At 64.5% G+C, this 15351-nt stretch carries 15 protein-coding genes; 3 read left to right on the top strand and 12 right to left on the bottom strand.

All coding sequences use genetic code 11. From position 1 onward, the window contains the following. Nucleotides 1–222 precede the first annotated feature (222 nt). Nucleotides 223–876: a fibrillarin-like rRNA/tRNA 2'-O-methyltransferase gene (locus tag NGM15_RS03975; RefSeq protein ID WP_253435550.1), complete on the bottom strand. Its 654-nt coding sequence runs from the start codon at nucleotides 874–876 to the stop codon at nucleotides 223–225. Next, complete coding sequence (locus tag NGM15_RS03970) at nucleotides 869–1717, bottom strand: NOP5/NOP56 family protein (protein ID WP_253435548.1); 849 nt, start codon at nucleotides 1715–1717, stop codon at nucleotides 869–871. The genes NGM15_RS03975 and NGM15_RS03970 overlap by 8 nt, the downstream gene beginning before the upstream one ends. Before the next feature lie 219 nt (nucleotides 1718–1936). Between NGM15_RS03970 and NGM15_RS03965 the strand changes: the two genes are divergently transcribed. Beyond that, nucleotides 1937–2743, top strand: coding sequence for a TrmB family transcriptional regulator (locus NGM15_RS03965; protein WP_253435546.1), 807 nt, complete (start codon nucleotides 1937–1939; stop codon nucleotides 2741–2743). 34 nt (nucleotides 2744–2777) lie between these two features. Here the strand turns inward: NGM15_RS03965 and NGM15_RS03960 are convergent, their stop codons facing one another. Both NGM15_RS03960 and NGM15_RS03955 read right to left on the bottom strand, forming a co-directional pair. Beyond that, nucleotides 2778–3893, bottom strand: a complete 1116-nt coding sequence (locus NGM15_RS03960; RefSeq protein ID WP_253435544.1) for a DUF63 family protein — start codon at nucleotides 3891–3893, stop codon at nucleotides 2778–2780. 74 nt (nucleotides 3894–3967) lie between these two features. After that, nucleotides 3968–4432, bottom strand: coding sequence for an Lrp/AsnC family transcriptional regulator (locus tag NGM15_RS03955; protein WP_253435542.1), 465 nt, complete (start codon nucleotides 4430–4432; stop codon nucleotides 3968–3970). A gap of 99 nt (nucleotides 4433–4531) precedes the next feature. Between NGM15_RS03955 and NGM15_RS03950 the strand changes: the two genes are divergently transcribed. Further along, entirely contained in the window at nucleotides 4532–5215 is a 684-nt protein-coding gene (locus NGM15_RS03950; protein WP_253435540.1) for a helix-turn-helix domain-containing protein, read from the top strand. A gap of 146 nt (nucleotides 5216–5361) precedes the next feature. Here the strand turns inward: NGM15_RS03950 and NGM15_RS03945 are convergent, their stop codons facing one another. Further along, nucleotides 5362–6189: an inositol monophosphatase family protein gene (locus NGM15_RS03945; protein ID WP_253435538.1), complete on the bottom strand. Its 828-nt coding sequence runs from the start codon at nucleotides 6187–6189 to the stop codon at nucleotides 5362–5364. 223 nt (nucleotides 6190–6412) lie between these two features. Here NGM15_RS03945 and NGM15_RS03940 point away from each other — a divergent pair, with 223 nt between their 5' ends. Next, nucleotides 6413–6985, top strand: a complete 573-nt coding sequence (locus tag NGM15_RS03940; RefSeq protein ID WP_253435536.1) for a hypothetical protein — start codon at nucleotides 6413–6415, stop codon at nucleotides 6983–6985. 62 nt (nucleotides 6986–7047) lie between these two features. Here the strand turns inward: NGM15_RS03940 and ligA are convergent, their stop codons facing one another. From ligA to NGM15_RS03905, 7 genes are all read right to left on the bottom strand, one after another. Continuing rightward, nucleotides 7048–8838, bottom strand: coding sequence for an ATP-dependent DNA ligase LigA (ligA, locus tag NGM15_RS03935; RefSeq protein WP_253435534.1), 1791 nt, complete (start codon nucleotides 8836–8838; stop codon nucleotides 7048–7050). Nucleotides 8839–8933: 95 nt separating this feature from the next. Then, nucleotides 8934–9161 (bottom strand): DUF7385 family protein, encoded by a 228-nt coding sequence (locus NGM15_RS03930; protein WP_253435531.1) that lies wholly within the window; start codon nucleotides 9159–9161, stop codon nucleotides 8934–8936. A 276-nt stretch (nucleotides 9162–9437) separates the two neighbouring features. Next, entirely contained in the window at nucleotides 9438–11075 is a 1638-nt protein-coding gene (locus NGM15_RS03925; RefSeq protein WP_253435529.1) for a right-handed parallel beta-helix repeat-containing protein, read from the bottom strand. 107 nt (nucleotides 11076–11182) lie between these two features. Further along, entirely contained in the window at nucleotides 11183–13540 is a 2358-nt protein-coding gene (locus NGM15_RS03920; protein WP_253435526.1) for a bacterio-opsin activator domain-containing protein, read from the bottom strand. Continuing rightward, a complete protein-coding gene (locus NGM15_RS03915) occupies nucleotides 13537–14556 on the bottom strand; it encodes an ATP-binding protein (RefSeq protein WP_253435524.1) in 1020 nt (339 codons plus the stop codon). Before NGM15_RS03915 ends, NGM15_RS03920 begins: the two co-directional genes overlap by 4 nt. Continuing rightward, entirely contained in the window at nucleotides 14546–14968 is a 423-nt protein-coding gene (locus NGM15_RS03910; RefSeq protein ID WP_253435522.1) for an anti-sigma regulatory factor, read from the bottom strand. The genes NGM15_RS03915 and NGM15_RS03910 overlap by 11 nt, the downstream gene beginning before the upstream one ends. Nucleotides 14969–14976: 8 nt before the next feature. After that, nucleotides 14977–15351 (bottom strand): STAS domain-containing protein, encoded by a 375-nt coding sequence (locus tag NGM15_RS03905; RefSeq protein WP_253435519.1) that lies wholly within the window; start codon nucleotides 15349–15351, stop codon nucleotides 14977–14979.

Raw genomic sequence — 15351 nt, 5'->3', positions numbered from 1 at the left:
TCGGCACGCCAGGGGGGCTTCGCGTCCGAATCCGTCGGGAGGTGCTGGAAGTCGTTCGGTCGCTTCGGTTACATCTGATCGCTTTGGTTACCTCGGCCACTCCGGCCACTTCGGCCATACCGGCCACTTTGGCTACACTAGCCACTCCGCTCACACCGGCCACTTCGGTCACTTCGGCCAGACCAGCCACTTCGGTCACTTCGGCCAGACCAGCCACTTCAGTCACTCCAACCGCGGCCGTGCAACGACTCCCAGGTGATCGACGTGAAACGCGTCCAGGCGTCGCACATCGAGCACCTCGTAGGACTCCTCGAGTTCCTCGCGAACCCGTTCGAACACCGCGTCGGGATCCGCGGTCACGTCCTCGCTCCGGGCTTTCACCGCGAGGAGGAGCCGCCCGTCCTCGTCCAAAAATTGGCGATTTCGCACGGCGACGTCGGCCTGCCCGCGGGTAGCGACGTCCTGGACGACGACGTCGACGTTCGATTCGACGACGTGGGCGTAGGTCTCGGGTTTGCGAGCGTCCTTCAACAGCGGAAAGAGCCGCGGACGGGATGCGGCAGCCTCGAGCAAATCCCGCGTCGGGCGGGGCGCGAACTCGACGGCGTAGGTCGGGCCGGAGAAATCGGCGACGTGGCTCACCGTGGTGCCGCTGGCCGCCCCCAGGTAGAGGACGGTCTCACCACCTTCGAGGCCCGTATCCATGCCCAACTCGAGCATCGCGCCGAGTTTCGACCTGGACGGATCCCACGCCCGCCATGGGCCGTCAGTCGGCTCGCCGTAGACGGGTTCGCCGCGCGTTGCGAGTCGTTCTCGGCCGCTGATTTCGCGGCGTTCCACGCCCTCGGGAAGCGATGGCGACGATCCCTCACTCATCGTCGTCACCTCCGTCGTTCTCGGCTCGAGCCCGAATCGTCTCGATCCGCTCGGCGAGTTCGGCCTCGAGTTCCGGGCGATAGTCCCCGGAGTAGTGGTCGATCCGGGCTGCGATAGTGAGCTTCCCGGCGAGGGCGCGGGCGGCCGAGCCGCGGTCCTGGAGGCGGGTCCCGCGGACGGCCTCGTGAGTGAAGATGATTCCGTGTTTGGGCGAGGAGGCGTGGCCGCGAAGGTGGGCGAACAGGGCCTCCTCGGCGCCGAGCACCTGAACGGTCCCGGAGGGTTTCTTCGCTAGCGTCTCGAGACTGCCAGCCAGCGAGAGCAACCTGGCGGCGAGCAACGGTCCGGCGAGCGCCGAGAGGTTGGGGGCGACGGTCGGTGCCCGACGCTCGACGTACGCCTCGAGGGAATCGGCCTCGTCCGCCAGGTCGGTGACGCGGGCGGCCAGCGACTGGATTGGTGCCCCCACGTCTTCCCTGGCCGTCTCGTTCCCGGTCAGCGACCGCGCGTACTCGATTCCCGACCCGGCATCGGGGTCGACCGTCCCCGCCCACTCGGCGAGCCGTTCGGCGAGTTCGTTCGCCGTTCGCCGACAGTCGTCGAGCGCCCTGATCGCGTGGACCAGCTGCTGGTCGTCGGCTCGTTCGCGTTCCCTGACGGCCGCCGTCGTCGCCTCGACGGTCGCCTCCTGGAGCGCGTCGTAGTACGCCGACCGGTCGGCGGCGAACCCCGCTTCCACCGCCTCGGTCGGCCAGTCCGCCGGTTCGGCGGCCGTTCCGGTCCGAATCCGCGCTCGAGACGCCTCGAAATCGCCGTCGACGAACCACCCGTCGCCACTCATGCGTTCCTCTTTCGGGCGGTTCCGATTAACTCTTTCAACTCGTCGGCGCGGTCGACGTCCGTCGAGCGGTTCGTGTATGGTCACTGTGCCGAGTGAACCGTTCGCACCCGTCGCCTGGCGTTGGGCGAAAGACCCGGGTCTCCTCCTAACCGACCTAAACCGTGTTGAACGCATTTTTCGTTGAGATTCTGGCGAACGCAACCCCTAAGTCATCCGAGGATGAACGTCACGAATGTTCACATGGACGAGTACGTCGACGAGTTGACGACGCTGGGGCTCTCGAGTTACGAGGCTCGAGTGTACGTTGCCCTCGTAGAGAACGGCGTGATGACGGCCGACGACGTGGCGACCGAGGCAGACGTTCCGATCGGGCGGATCTACGACGTGCTCAACTCCCTCGCGGACCGATCGCTCGTCAGAGCGGACGACGGCCGCCCCCGAACGTACGCCCACGTCGAACCGTCGATGGCGATCGATCGCGTCCTCGGGCGCCGTCGAAACGAACTCGAGACGAAACGCGGCGAGTACGAACGGACGGCCTCGAGCGCCCGCCGGAGCCTGACGGCGCTCGCCGAGGAGGTACAGACCGAGCAGTTCGCGACCAGCGCGTTCCACGACGTCGCCGCCCGCGACCTCCTGGTCGAGCGCTTCGGATCGGCGGCCATCGAGATCCGTATCTACGTCGACACGGTCGCGTTCCGGTCGGAGATCCGTGATGCGTTCGTCACACGGCTCGAGGCCTGTCTCGACGACGGAATCGACGTTCGACTACTCGCGACCGAGTTCGATCCGTGCTCACCGCCGCTCGCGCGGTTGCTCGATTCCGGGTTGCGTATTCGTCGAACGGAGACCGTCCCGCACCAGCGGTTCATCGTCATCGACGAGCGGGAGGTCTGCGTCGAGGTCCTCGATCCGGTTCACGCCGACGACCTCCTCGCCGTCGTCAACTTCCGGGACGATGGAATTGCCACCGACCTCGCCTCGAATTTCGACGAGCGCTGGCGGCGGACGGGACCAGGATACTGACCCGATCACACGTCAAACGAACTACCCGCAGGGATTAGATCCCGAACGTCGCTCGCAGCATGTCCCGCGTTCCCGGCCCGAGACCGACGGCAACCACCGTTATCAACAGCAAGATGGCGTACCGGGGACTCTCCTCGAAGATCGACTCGTCGAACACCCAGATGATGAAGACGGCGGCGACGACTTTGACGATGAGGAACGGCCACGCTGCGCCGATCACGTCGACGACGGACGCCGGGAATACCGCTTCGGTCGTGGTGACGATCCACTCGTTGACCGGGTGTTTCGGACTGTACCCGAGGCCGAACGCGCTGGCCCAGTCGAGGCCGATGACGTTAGCGATGCCGTCGACGCTGTGCGCCCAGATGACGACCGCCCCCATGAACCCGGTTCCCCGGTTGAGGTCGGGCGCGAATCGCGTGATCGCCCCGTAGGTGATGGCGGTGACGACGGTCGCCCCGACGAGCGTTATGAGCGGGATGAGTGGGTAAAAACTCGCCAGTTCGTGGGTCGCCGCGAAGTAGCCGAGGTAGGCCACCGTCACCGTCAGTGCAGCCGTCCCGATCCCAGCGAGCGGGTACTCGTAGCCCGAGACGTATCCGCTTCGATCGAGCCAGACCGAGACGACGACGGCAAACAACGCGACCAGGAAGACGGTTCCGTAGATGAACGGACTGATGAGGGCGGCCACCCAGGGGAGCCCGATGGGCATCTCGCCGGTCTCGACGAGCGCTCGAACGTTGGCGTCCTCGACGACGCGCAGCGCCCCGCCGAACAGCATGAACGGAAACAGGCCGTAGAAGCCCGCGCGGTAGCGATCGATCTCGAGGCGCTTGATCAGGAGGATGATCCCGACGAGCATGAGCACGAGCGTCGGAATGTACCCCGCGTATGACTGCCAGGTATAGCCGGGGCTGGCCTCCGGTCCGGTCGTGTTCGGCCCGCACTCGGTCGGCGAACCGCCGTTCCAGGCGATGCAGCCGTAGTTCTGGGCGTCGGCGGCGACTGGACCCCAGTAGTAGTGCCAGAGGATTTCGGCGGCGACTCGGTGCGGGAACACCACTGCCGCTAGCGTGATCAACGCGACGAGCGATCCCACGACCGCTAGCCAGATTCGTCCTGCGCCGTAGCGGTCGACGTACGCTTCCATACCACCACACCGGTGTGGTCGTCGCTTACCGTTTCCGGTTTTTGTTGCGCGAGCGAGGGACGATCTGGACGGCGTCAGTTCTGCTCCGGCGAAATTGGCAGCTCCTGGCTGTCGTACGTCGTCCCGAGAATGACCATGGTCTGCGAACGCGAAAAGCCGTCCATCTGCGCGATCTGGTTGAACATCAACTCGCGCAGGGCGTCCGCGTCGGCGGCGTAGACGCGCATCATGACGTCCCACTCGCCGGTCGTGAGGTGGACCTCCTGGACCCCTTCGATGTCGGTTAGTCGTTCGAGGGTATCCTGTTCGCGCCCCTGTTCGACCCGCAGACCGACGAGCGCTGAGATGCCGAGACCGATCGCCTTCGGCTCGACCTTCGCGTGGTAGCCCTCGATGACGCCCGCCTCCTCGAGCCGATTGACCCGGTCGTGAACGGTCGCGCTCGACATGTCGATCTGGCGGGCGATTTCGCTGAACGGCGTTCGGGCGTTTTCCTGTAGAATCCGGAGGATCGCCCGATCAGTGTCGTCGAGGTTCATACTATCGATGCACGTCAGGTCGTCAAAATTCTTTGTACATCTGCGTCCCGGTCCGACCAATGTCGGCCTGTTTATGGTTGTCCACCCGAGACTTGTCGTATGAGCGTTATCACCGAATTTACGGTTCCTGCGGGCGCGTTCGCGCTCGAGCACACGCTCGAAACCCTCACGGACGCGACCGTGGAGGTCGAACGCCTCGCGACCCACAGCAGAGAGTGGGTGATGCCGTTTCTGTGGGTGGCCTCGGACGAGGACGGCCTGGAGACCCTGGAGACGACGCTTCGAAACGATCCTTCCGTCGACGACCTCACCCTCCTCGACTCGGACTCGAACGTCCACTACTTCAACGTCGACTGGGCCGAACCCGTCCAGGAACTGGTGGACCAGATCGTCGACCGCCACGGCGTTATGCAGGAGGCGGAAGCCGCAGACGGCACCTGGTACCTCAAACTCCAGTTCGTCGACCGAGAGGCACTCGAGGAGTTCCAGACGTTCTTCCACGAGCAGGGCTACGCGTTCGAACTCCAGCGGATGTACCCTGGCTCCGCACCAAAAGAGCGCGAGTACGACCTGACGCCCGAACAGCGGGAGGCGCTCGTGACCGCGCTTCGGATGGGATACTTCGAGGTTCCTCGCGAGGCGCAGATCGAGGACCTGTCGGAGGCGCTCGGCATCTCGACGAACGCCGTTTCCGAACGGTTGCGTCGCGCGACCGGTAACCTGACCAGCAATGCGCTCGCCGTCTCACTCCCTTCGTCTGTGGACGTGGCGGTCGAACGGTAGCGAGTGTGCCCCTATTAGGGAACGCATCTGTCTCTCAAACGGTAGCGTATCGACCTCTCAAACGATAGCGTATCGACCTCTCAAACGATAGCGTACCGACCTCTCAAACGGTAGCGTATCGGCCCCTCGAAGCCGATCGAAATTCGCTACACCTCGATGGCTCGCGTCGCCGCAAGTACCTCGTCCTGGACCTCGTCTTCTCCGTTGGAGGCAACCAACCCTCGAGAGTCGTAGCGCCAGGGCTCGCCGTCGATGTCAGTGACCGTTCCGCCGGCCGTTCTAATCAGGTGGACCCCGGCGACGGAATCCCAGGGGTTCGCCCTGCGGTTCGTGATGACGCCGTCGAGTGCGCCCGAGGCAACCATCGAGAGGGCCGCCTGTGCGCAGCCGTACCGGCGCATGTCGCCGAATCGCTGGACGATCTCCCTGGTTGCGGCGGCGTACTGGTCGCGCTCGTCGAAGTCCCACCAGATAGTCGGACAGACCGCGCAGGTCTCGGGGTCGTCGCGGTCGCTGACCGAGATGGGCTCGCCGTTGCGGGCGACGCCGTCTGGTCCCGCCCGGTACGTATCGCCCAGCGCAGGCATGACGACCGCCGAACCGACCGGCTCGCCATCGACGACGGCGGCGACGGCCGTCGCGAAGATCCGAACCCCGCGGACGTAGTTGTTCGTGCCGTCGATGGGGTCGATGATCCAGGCCGGTCCCTCCGCTGGGACCGTCTTTCGCTCGTCGTCCTCCTCGCCGACGATTGGATCGTCAGGGTAGGTCTCCTGGATCACCTCGATGACCGTCCGCTGGGCGTCTCGATCCGCCTGCGTGACGACGTCCGTCTTCCCGCCCTTCAACTCGACCGGGATGTCCCGTCGAAACGACTCGTGGGCGACCTCGGATCCGGCCTCGGCCGCTCGAGCGGCGACTGTGGCCCGATCCGCTGCCGATCCCACGTCGAGGCTCTCCTCTCGTTCGTTCATACTTCGTCTTCGGTAGACGAACGGTCAAATGGATGCCGGTTCGGGGTCATTCGAGAACGGATGTCGATTCGGAGTCGCTCGAGACGCCAGATCGCGGAAACGCGGAAAGTGGGTACACGTATGTTGACCACACTGTCGAAACGAACCCAATTCGACCTACCGTTCACCTGTGGGAGTAGACGTCAACAAGAAGACATATGTGTGGCCGACGCGAGTGGAAGATATGGACCGCCGCCGATTCCTCACCGGGGTCGCGATGGGGTCGGTCAGCGTCGCAGGGTGTCTGGGAGCGGGAGAGAGCCTCGATCTCCCTGACGGGATGACGGTCGAGACGCACCACCGCGTCGGCAGTCACCTGATTGACGACGGTCTCGAGCCGTCCGGGGAGCGACCACACTCGTATCAGACGATCCTCACTGACCGGTCGGCGGCTCAAGAGCGGATGCGAGACGGAAACCGAGACGAAAACGAGGACGAGAACGAGACCATGGAATTCGTCGCGGAGACCGATTTCGACCGATCGTACCTCGTGGTCGTCGTGGCACGATCCTGGTCGAGCCAGCACTGGCTCGAGGTCCGGGAAATCGAACGAACCGAAGCCGGTATTCACGTCTCTATCGTCACTGAATCGGACGATCCGACGGTCGACGACGCCGCAGTCCACTCGATCGCGATCCGAATCACCGACGAGGAGGGTGACGAACCGGACGTCGTCGCCGTATCGATCGACGGTGAGTCGATGGGAACGGCCGAAAAGGCTGTATCACGGGTTCGAACTACGATTTCGTCGAGTTAGTCGTCGTACCGCGATTCCCCCGACTCTCCGCTGGTCCGTCCCCTCGGCCTCCCGCTCCTGGGCTACGACGACTGGAGCCGTTCGACGCGCTCGAGTGAATCTGCCTCGGACGGCGTCTTGTCCTCCCTGATCCCGAGAAACCGGGGGAACCGGAGTGCGTACCCCGAACTGTACGTCGGCGAGGTCTGGATCTCCTCGTAACCCACCTCGAACACGACTGCGGGCTCGAGGTCCACGTCCTTGCCGTCCTCGGCCCGAATGTACGGCTCGAGGCGCTCGGTCAGGTCTGCGAGGGTCTCGTCGGTGATCCCCGTGGCGACCTTGCCGATGGTCTCGAACGCGCCATCTCCGGAGGTATCCGTCGCCCGAACGGACAGCAAGAATGTGCCGAGGAAGGTTCCCCGCCGACCCTCGCCCCACTCCGCGCCCGTGACGACGCAGTCGAGCGTCTCGATGTCGGGTTTCCGCTTCAGCCAGTGCTTGCCGCGACGACCTGGCGAGTACGTCGAATCGGGGTCCTTGAGCATGATCCCCTCGTGCCCGGCCTCGAGCGCGTCGGCGTCGATCGATTCGATCTCGTCGGGGTCGTCGGTGAGCCAGAGAAGGGAAAGGCCCTCGGGCGTTTCGTCCCTGGACGCTTCGGACGCCCCCGTTTCGGCGGCGTTCTCGGGCGAGAGCACCGCCTCGAGTCGCCCGTGGCGCTCCGAGAGCGGAACGTCGAGCAAGTCCTCGCCGTCGACGTGGAGACAGTCGAAGAAGACCGGCCGAACGGCCACATCCTCGCGCGCTTTCGCCACGTCGTGTTTTCGACGGAATCGCCGGAGCACCTCCTGGAACGGGAGCGGTTCTCCGTCGTCGTCGACGGCGACCACTTCGCCGTCCAGGATCGTCGGCACCTCGAGGGTCGCCTCGGCGAACTCGACGACTTCCGGGAGCGCGTCAGTCACGTCCTCCATGTTCCTCGAGAAGACGCGGGACGTCGGGTGTTCGTCCCCCGAGTTCCCGTCGGACGCACCCGTCGTCCCGACGCCATCAGGCGCGTAGTGCAACTGGACGCGCGCCCCGTCGTACTTCCACTCGACGGCCGTCTCGTCCCAGGCCTCGAGCGCGTCGGTCACGCTCCCCGCCTGGGCGAGCATCACCTGCACCGGACGGCCGACCTCGAGGGTGAGCGCGTCCAGTCCCTCCACCCCTTCGTCTCGAGCGACGACGGCGACGCGGCCGTAGTCGTTCGAGACCTGCAACGCACGTTCGACGCGGTCGGCGGAGACGTCGAACGCCTCGGCGATAGCGTCGCGGACGGTCCCCTCGCCGACGCCGATACGCATCTCCGAGAGGACGAGGCGAGCGAGGTAGCGGGCCTCGTCGGCCTCACACCGGTTGAACAGCGAGAACAGGAGGTCCACTTTCGCGTCGTGGCTGCCCGACCCGTCAGTTTCGGCCAGTTCCGTGAGCGTGTCGGACACCGTCGCGACGGTGAGTCCGTCCTGGCTGCCACCGCCGTCACCGTCACCGCCACCGCCGCCGAACGCTCCTAGCCCCCGCTGGCCGCCGAACTCGTAACTCGCGGCGACGGCACCGATCTCGCCGACCTCGGCGACGGCGTCCTCTACGTTGTCCGGGCCGACGTTCGTCCCAGCCGCGCGAGCAATCGCCTCGTAGCACGTCCGCGGACCGATGTCGAGCTTTCGGGCGTCCCAGGCGGGGAAAACCCGCCCCTGGACGAAGCGGGCCACGATCTGGAGGTCCGGGCCGGCCGCCTCGAGAAGCGACTGAACGTGGGCGACGGTCTCGAGATCCGCGGGTTCGGCCTCGATGGTGGCGGCGTGGTCGGCGAACGTGACGAAGTCCATGTCGTGGGTGTAGGCGACGGCGGTCGCTTAAGGGGTTCGAGATGGCATCGGCCGACGGTGTGATCGACCAGTCCCCTTCCAGGCGTCGACTGGTACTAGGGCTTGTGGGTGAACAGCACCGGCTTCCCGTCCTCGACGCCCGTACAGATGTCGAGCGGGATGGTCTGGTTCAGGCTCGTGTGCTCGTCCTTGCAAACGACCATGTCGTCGAACGGCTGGTCGCAGGCCGGACACGCCAGGCCGACCGTGTTCTGGTACTGCTTGATCGACTCGTTTTCCTCGCGAAGCGTCGCCGAGGAGACGTACTTCTCGAACTGCTCCATGGGCTACGTGGGAAAGAACAGAGGTAAAGTGTTTCCCCGGTGGTCCTCGAGGCACGTTCGAAGCCGCAAGGGTGCCCGCACCTCGAGGGTTCGTTCGAGCGGATCGACGTGGGGTGAGGTGAGAGGAGGGAAACGCAGAAGAGGAGGTGAGGCGGTGCGGATGAGGAAGGGATGAGAGGGGAGCAGGGAGGGAAATGCGGGAACGTGGAGGGAGAGTGAAAGAGGGAAACCGCCTCGACCATGGCTCACGTCACCACATGATTTTCGCCGGCGCGATCAGCTGGTGGTGTTGCTCGACAGCTCGAGGCTCCAGGAGCCGAGGTCGCGCACGCCGTTGACCAGTCGACTGTTACGGATGGAGATCTTGTGACTCTGGTCGTACAGACAGGCCGCCTCACGGCCGCTATACGACTCGGCGTCGACTTCGAGGTAGCTCGAATTGGATCCGAGTTCGACGATGGGGAAGTGGCTGGCACGGAGCGTCATGTTCCACACTGAGAGGTCCTCGCTCGTACTGACGATGGCGTTGCGTTTGACGCCGTCTCGACCGCGCTGGTCGACCTCGCATGCGGCAAACCGGACGTTAGGCCGTTCACAGCGAATTCCGTCGCGGAGGCCGCTCGCGTCGCCGGCTTCGCCGTCGATGGAGAGGTACTCACAGTGGACGCGGTCCGTGTTGTTGGAGCTGCGCAGCCAGAGCGGGTAGCCCCCCGCGGCATTGTGGGTGATGTTCGTGCGGGCGATGGTCGTCTCGCCGGCGCCGGGAGAGACGACGATGCCGTGGTTGACGTCGTTGCCGCTCATCTCGATCGTCGTGTTCTCGATCCAGGCGCTCTCACAGTTGCTCAGTACGGAGATCGCGTGATTGCTCGGACTCGGGTCGCTGACGCGGATCGCGGCGCCCTTGATCGTGACGTCGCCCCGCTCGACGCGGATGCCACGATGGCTGGGGTACTTCTCGTCGACGTCGTCGATTTCGACGGTGGGCCACCTGACGACACTGTCCGCGCCGCCGATCCGGATGCTCGCGGAGGTGCTGTTCCGGTAGACGCCGCCGTGGACGATGATCTTTCCGGGGCCGTTACACGCGTAGAGGCCGCTCCCGGGGAAGCCGCCGACGTGACACCGCCTGAACATCAGTTCGCCCGCTGTCCCGTTCGCGAGGATGCCGATCGGGCCGCGCGAGCTCGTCTTCCCCGCGTGGGGTGTGTCATCAGCATTCTTGCCGCCGTCTGGTGCCTTGAAACCGACGACACGTCCGGTCCCGTTCGACCCGATCACATCGAACCGCGCGGGGCCCATGGTTCCGCTGTCGTGTTCGCCCTTGACGCGAACGTCCTCGACGTCGAGACGGTCGGTGACTACCGTGTCGATCGTCCGAATCCCAGTATCCTTGGCGGTCTGGTCGACCGTGAATCCCTCGAACCGAAGCTTCTTGCCGGGGCGGGAGAGCGTTCCCAGGCGGAAGAGGCGGTACTGAGGGCCGTCGAAGTTGTAGTAGTTCGCCGGGACGAGCGTCGCATCGTTGCCGACGAAGGCGACGTTGTCGAACTTCGTGAACCGGAACTGGCTGTCCATCGCGTAGCGCCCAGGTGGGAAGTAAAACAGCGTGTTATCGTTCCGAAGGCGATTGAGCACGGGAGTGATCGATCGGTTCCCGGTGTTGTCGGCGCCGGCCTCGACGACGTTGACGACGTGTCGGTACTCGCCGTCGTACTGGGTGTACGAACCCGATGCCGCAGCGTTCGAAGAGAGACCGATCGCAGAGACACCCGCAATGGCCGCACCCTTCACGAACGTCCGCCTTGCTGGTCGGCGGGTGTCGGTTTTGGTTTCGGTTTCGGTGCCAGGTAGCTGCTCGAAGTCGGTAGATCGCCCGTCGTCTGCGTCGCGTTCGTTTGCTATTCCAGTCATGATATTCAATTATACGTACTAGTTCTACTGGAAAAGAGGGCGTAGCTAGCCACGAAGCCATGCGAATCCTTGTCAGTGGCTAGAATAGCAAAACCGGTATTCGTACGTCAGTCTGATTCGAAGACGAGTTCGAAGAATTTTCGCTGTGCGGCGCGGAGGTGATTGTTGAACGTCGGCTGTGAGACGCCGAGTGTGTCGCTAATCTCGCTGCCGGTGCGTTCGCGTGGCGACTCGAAGAATCCGCTCTCGTAGGCGGTCCGGAGTACCTCTCGCTGCCGGTCGGTCAGTATCTCGTCCATGTCCGCCGCGAATCCGCTCTTCGTCTGTCGATCCCGGTCTCGGGGCTGTTCGCGTCGCGCCAGCAACTCCGAGTGGTCGTACGTCGCCTGGATCGTGTCGATGAATAGTCGAACGTCCGCGCTCTCCGGGAGGGCAACGACGATGGTTCCGTCACCGCCTTCCGCCCTGAATCGCTGGGGGACGGCGCCGTGACCGAGGAGCGTTCCGAAGAAACTCGACTCGTCGACCGTACACTCGAAGAGACACTCCTCGTCGGTCTCCGAGATGAACCGCGTGCCGTCCACCGCGAACGCTCGCTCCATGTGCTCGAGGACGGGCTCCGACGGCGTCCCGTGGGTGGTGAAGAAGACCCGGTAGCCGCCATCGGATCGGGCGACCACGCTCTCGAGTTCGACGACGCAACCGACGTCGGCTGTCACCGAGAGGAACGGAATCGCGTCGTCCCGAATCTCGAACTCGAGCTCGACGAACTCGTCGCTCACGAGCGCTTTCTTGCTCTCGACGGCGTTGATCGCGTAGGCGATGGTCTCGCCGAGTTCGACCAGGACGGTTCGCTCCAGGTCCCCGAACGTCTCGAGTCGATCTGAATACACCGTCAATACGCCGTAGCGCATCTCGCGATACACGAGCGGGATCGCGATACAGGCGCGATACCCGCGCTTGAGCGCCTCCCGGCGCCACTGGGGGAGTGGCGGCTCGCCGAGCAGGTCCTCGACCACCTGTGGTTCCTGTGTCTCGTTCGCCCGTTCCGTCGGTCCCCGTTCGCTCGAGTCAGCTTCCCCCCGTTGATCGATCGCATCGAGGTACCCATCGTTGACGCCTCCCCACTCCTGTGGTGCCACCGCGTCGTGCACCGCGTCGTACTCGCCGATCCAGGCGAAGGTGTACGGTCCCGCGGTCGTCAACTGGGTGCAGACGGCCTGTTCGATCGCCGTTCGCGAATCCGCCGCCACCAGCGCCTGATCGATGTCACGGATGACGTCGTTGATCTGGTTCAGACGCGTGAGCCGTTCGTTCTGTTCGTGCAGGCGTTCGTCGCGTTCGATGAGTTGTCGTTCACGTTCGGCTCGATCGAGCGAGGACTCGGCGTTCGTCGCCAGGAGACGAGCCAGCGACGGTTCCGTACTCGCGGCCAGTATCCGGGCGAGTGATAGTCGCTCGTCGTAAACGTCGTCGGTCGTTCTCGAGCCGATGACGAGCACGCCGTGTCGCCCGAGCGGGAGAATCGCGACGCCGTACGTGTCGGCGTCGATTCCATCGGCATCGGGGACGACCGCCATCTCGTCGTGAACCGTCACTCGTTTCTCGGCGAACGATTGCCACGCCAGTTCGGCCTGCGGGTCGAACATCTGCTCCACGTCGACGACCGCTCCGGCCATCGCCGTCTGTGCGCGTGGTCTGAGCGTTCCCGTCTCGCTATCGTAGACCGCGATCATCGTAATCGGGAGGCCGAGCGCCGTTTCGGCGGTCTCGACCACGGTATCACAGACCTCTCGTACCGTCTCAGCCCCGAGCAACTCCCCCGTCGCCTCGACGAGCCCCTCGAGTTGCGCTTCGCGCCGGCGTCGCCGTTTCTCCTGTTCGACCCGATCGAGGGCTGCTTCGGCGGTGGCCGCGAGCAGCCCGGCGAGCTGGCGTTTGTCCGCGTCGAACACCCTGATCCCGTCGGAGACGGCGACCATGACGCCGTGGGTGCCAAGCGGGAGCCAGATGCCGCTGGGAAACGCTGCCTCGAGACCCTCGTCGCGACCGGTCATGCCGTCGTCCATCACGATGGTCTCTTGCTCGACGAACGATCGCCACGCAACCGAATCGTCGTCGGGAATAACGGGTGACAGGGATCCGAACCTGTTCTCGACGTACTCGGTCGTCGCGGCCGGCGAGAGCCTGGTTCCGTCCTCGCTGGCGAAGTACACCCCAACGCCAGGAATACCGAGGACCTCGTTCGTCGTCTCGAGGATCAGGTCGCTCACGTCCTCGGCGGTCTCGGCGTGAAGCAGTTCCCGGCTCGACTCGTGGAGCGCCGTCAGCGTCCGTTCGTGTTCCTCGCGTTCGAGGGTGAGCGCGAGGAGCCCCTCGTTCGTCTCCCTGAGTTCCGCTTGCAGCGCCTGAATCATGTCCCGGTCTGCGCCCGAGGGCTGTTCGTCACCGTCCTGGCCACTCATCGTGATCCCCTCGTAACCACCAGCACGGTTGCGTCGTCGTTCTCGTCCGCCAACTCCGCCAGGAGTCGGTGTGCGAGCGTCGAACTCGGCTCGTCGACGAGGTGGACGAACTCGTCCCACTTCCAGAGCGACCGTACACCGTCCGAATACAGCGCCAGGGCGTACTCAGGATCCCACTCGTTTTCCCTGATCAGCGGTTCCGGTGCGTCGTTCCCGAGCACTCCCCGTCGCGTCACGAACTGGAGCGGCACCGGGGCCTCGACCTTGTGGGAGATGTTGCCGACGCTGGCGTAGGAAATCGTCTCTTTGGTCCAGTCGAAGCGAGCGAGCGCCATGACGACACCGCGCGTCCTGGAACACACCCGTTCGACGCCCCGAAAGATCGCGGTGAGCGACTGGTCGAAGTGGCCCGTGACGTACCGTTTCGCCGCTGCCGCGGCGGTGTGGGCATCCTGTCCGTGCCCCAATCCGTCGATGACGCCGACGAGGGCATTGTCTCCCCACCGTTTGATGACGAACGCGTCGCCGTTCGGATCGCCGCGTGACCGGGGACGCGTTGCCGCTCCGAACGTGAGCGGAAACGGTTTCTGGGAACGTGCTCGAGGCTGGAAATCGCGCTTGGCCACGATGTGCGTGCCGGCGTGTGAGTCGGGGCGAGGAACGACTTCGAATTCGTCCATGAGCCGATCGACTGCCCCGAGCCCGGACCCCAGGCTTCCTACCGTCGAATAGCCGTCGACGATCGCTCGATCGACGTCGCCGATTCCCGGCCCCGAGTCCTCGGCGTGAATCTCGATACCGCGATAGTCGTCCGACGACTTGGGCACGAGCGTGATCGTCCCTTCGCCGGCGTGTTTGACGATGTTCGAAGCCAGTTCGTGGATCACGAGGACGACCTCTTCGACGGTCGACTCGTCCAGCTCGAACGCTGCCAGGATCGGCTTCGCCCGGCGGCCGGCGAGGATGACGTCGGCCTGTTTGGAAATCGGGATCGACGCCTCGTCGTCACCCGTCATTGGCGACCACTCGTGGCACGTACTTGCGGATGGTGACGGTCGTCCCCGTTTCGGCACTCGTGTCGATCTCGAACTCGTCCATCATCTTCTGGGCGCCGGAGAGGCCGTGGCCCATTCCGCTCGACGTCGAGTACCCCTCTTCGAGGGCGCGATCGATGTCCGAAATTCCTGGACCATCGTCGTCGAAGACGATCTCGACGACTCGCTGGCTCCCCTTCGAACGGACTCGCCAGCGCATCGTCCCGACTTCGGCATAGAGATAGATGTTACGGGCGAGTTCGGAGACAGCGGTCACGATCCGGGTGGTGTCCGTCAGCCCGAAGCCGGCGGTCGAAGCGACGTTTCGAATCGTGGTCCTGGCGGTGACGATGTCCGATTCAGAGGCGATCTCGAGGACCCCTTCTTCGCTCACCATGTGACTCACCCCGAATCTATCTCGAGGGCGTCTAGCGCCGCATCGATACTCCTGGCGGTCTGCACACCACCCAGGTCGAACCCGAGTTCGGTCACCGTGATGGCGATGGCGGGGCCGATGCCGACGAGAATCGGTCGAACGCCCATCAATTCGACCATCTTCGCCGTCTCGACGATCACCCGGGCGAAGAACGAGTCGACCGTTTGCACGTCGGAGACATCGAGCACGACTCCCTCGATACGTTCGAGGTTCGTCTGGTTGATACGCTCGAGAATGCGTTCCTGGAGGTCGTCGATCGTACTGTCCGACGGGTGTGGGGGGAGGGTCGCGATCAACGTTCCTCGCACCTGGATAACGGTGACGCGATCTGTGTGGGTCAT

The sequence above is a fragment of the Natronosalvus halobius genome (genome assembly GCF_024138145.1).
Taxonomy (GTDB): domain Archaea; phylum Halobacteriota; class Halobacteria; order Halobacteriales; family Natrialbaceae; genus Natronosalvus; species Natronosalvus halobius.
The sequence above is the reverse complement of the archived record's forward strand: the minus strand, read 5'-3'. Positions and strand labels throughout refer to the sequence as shown.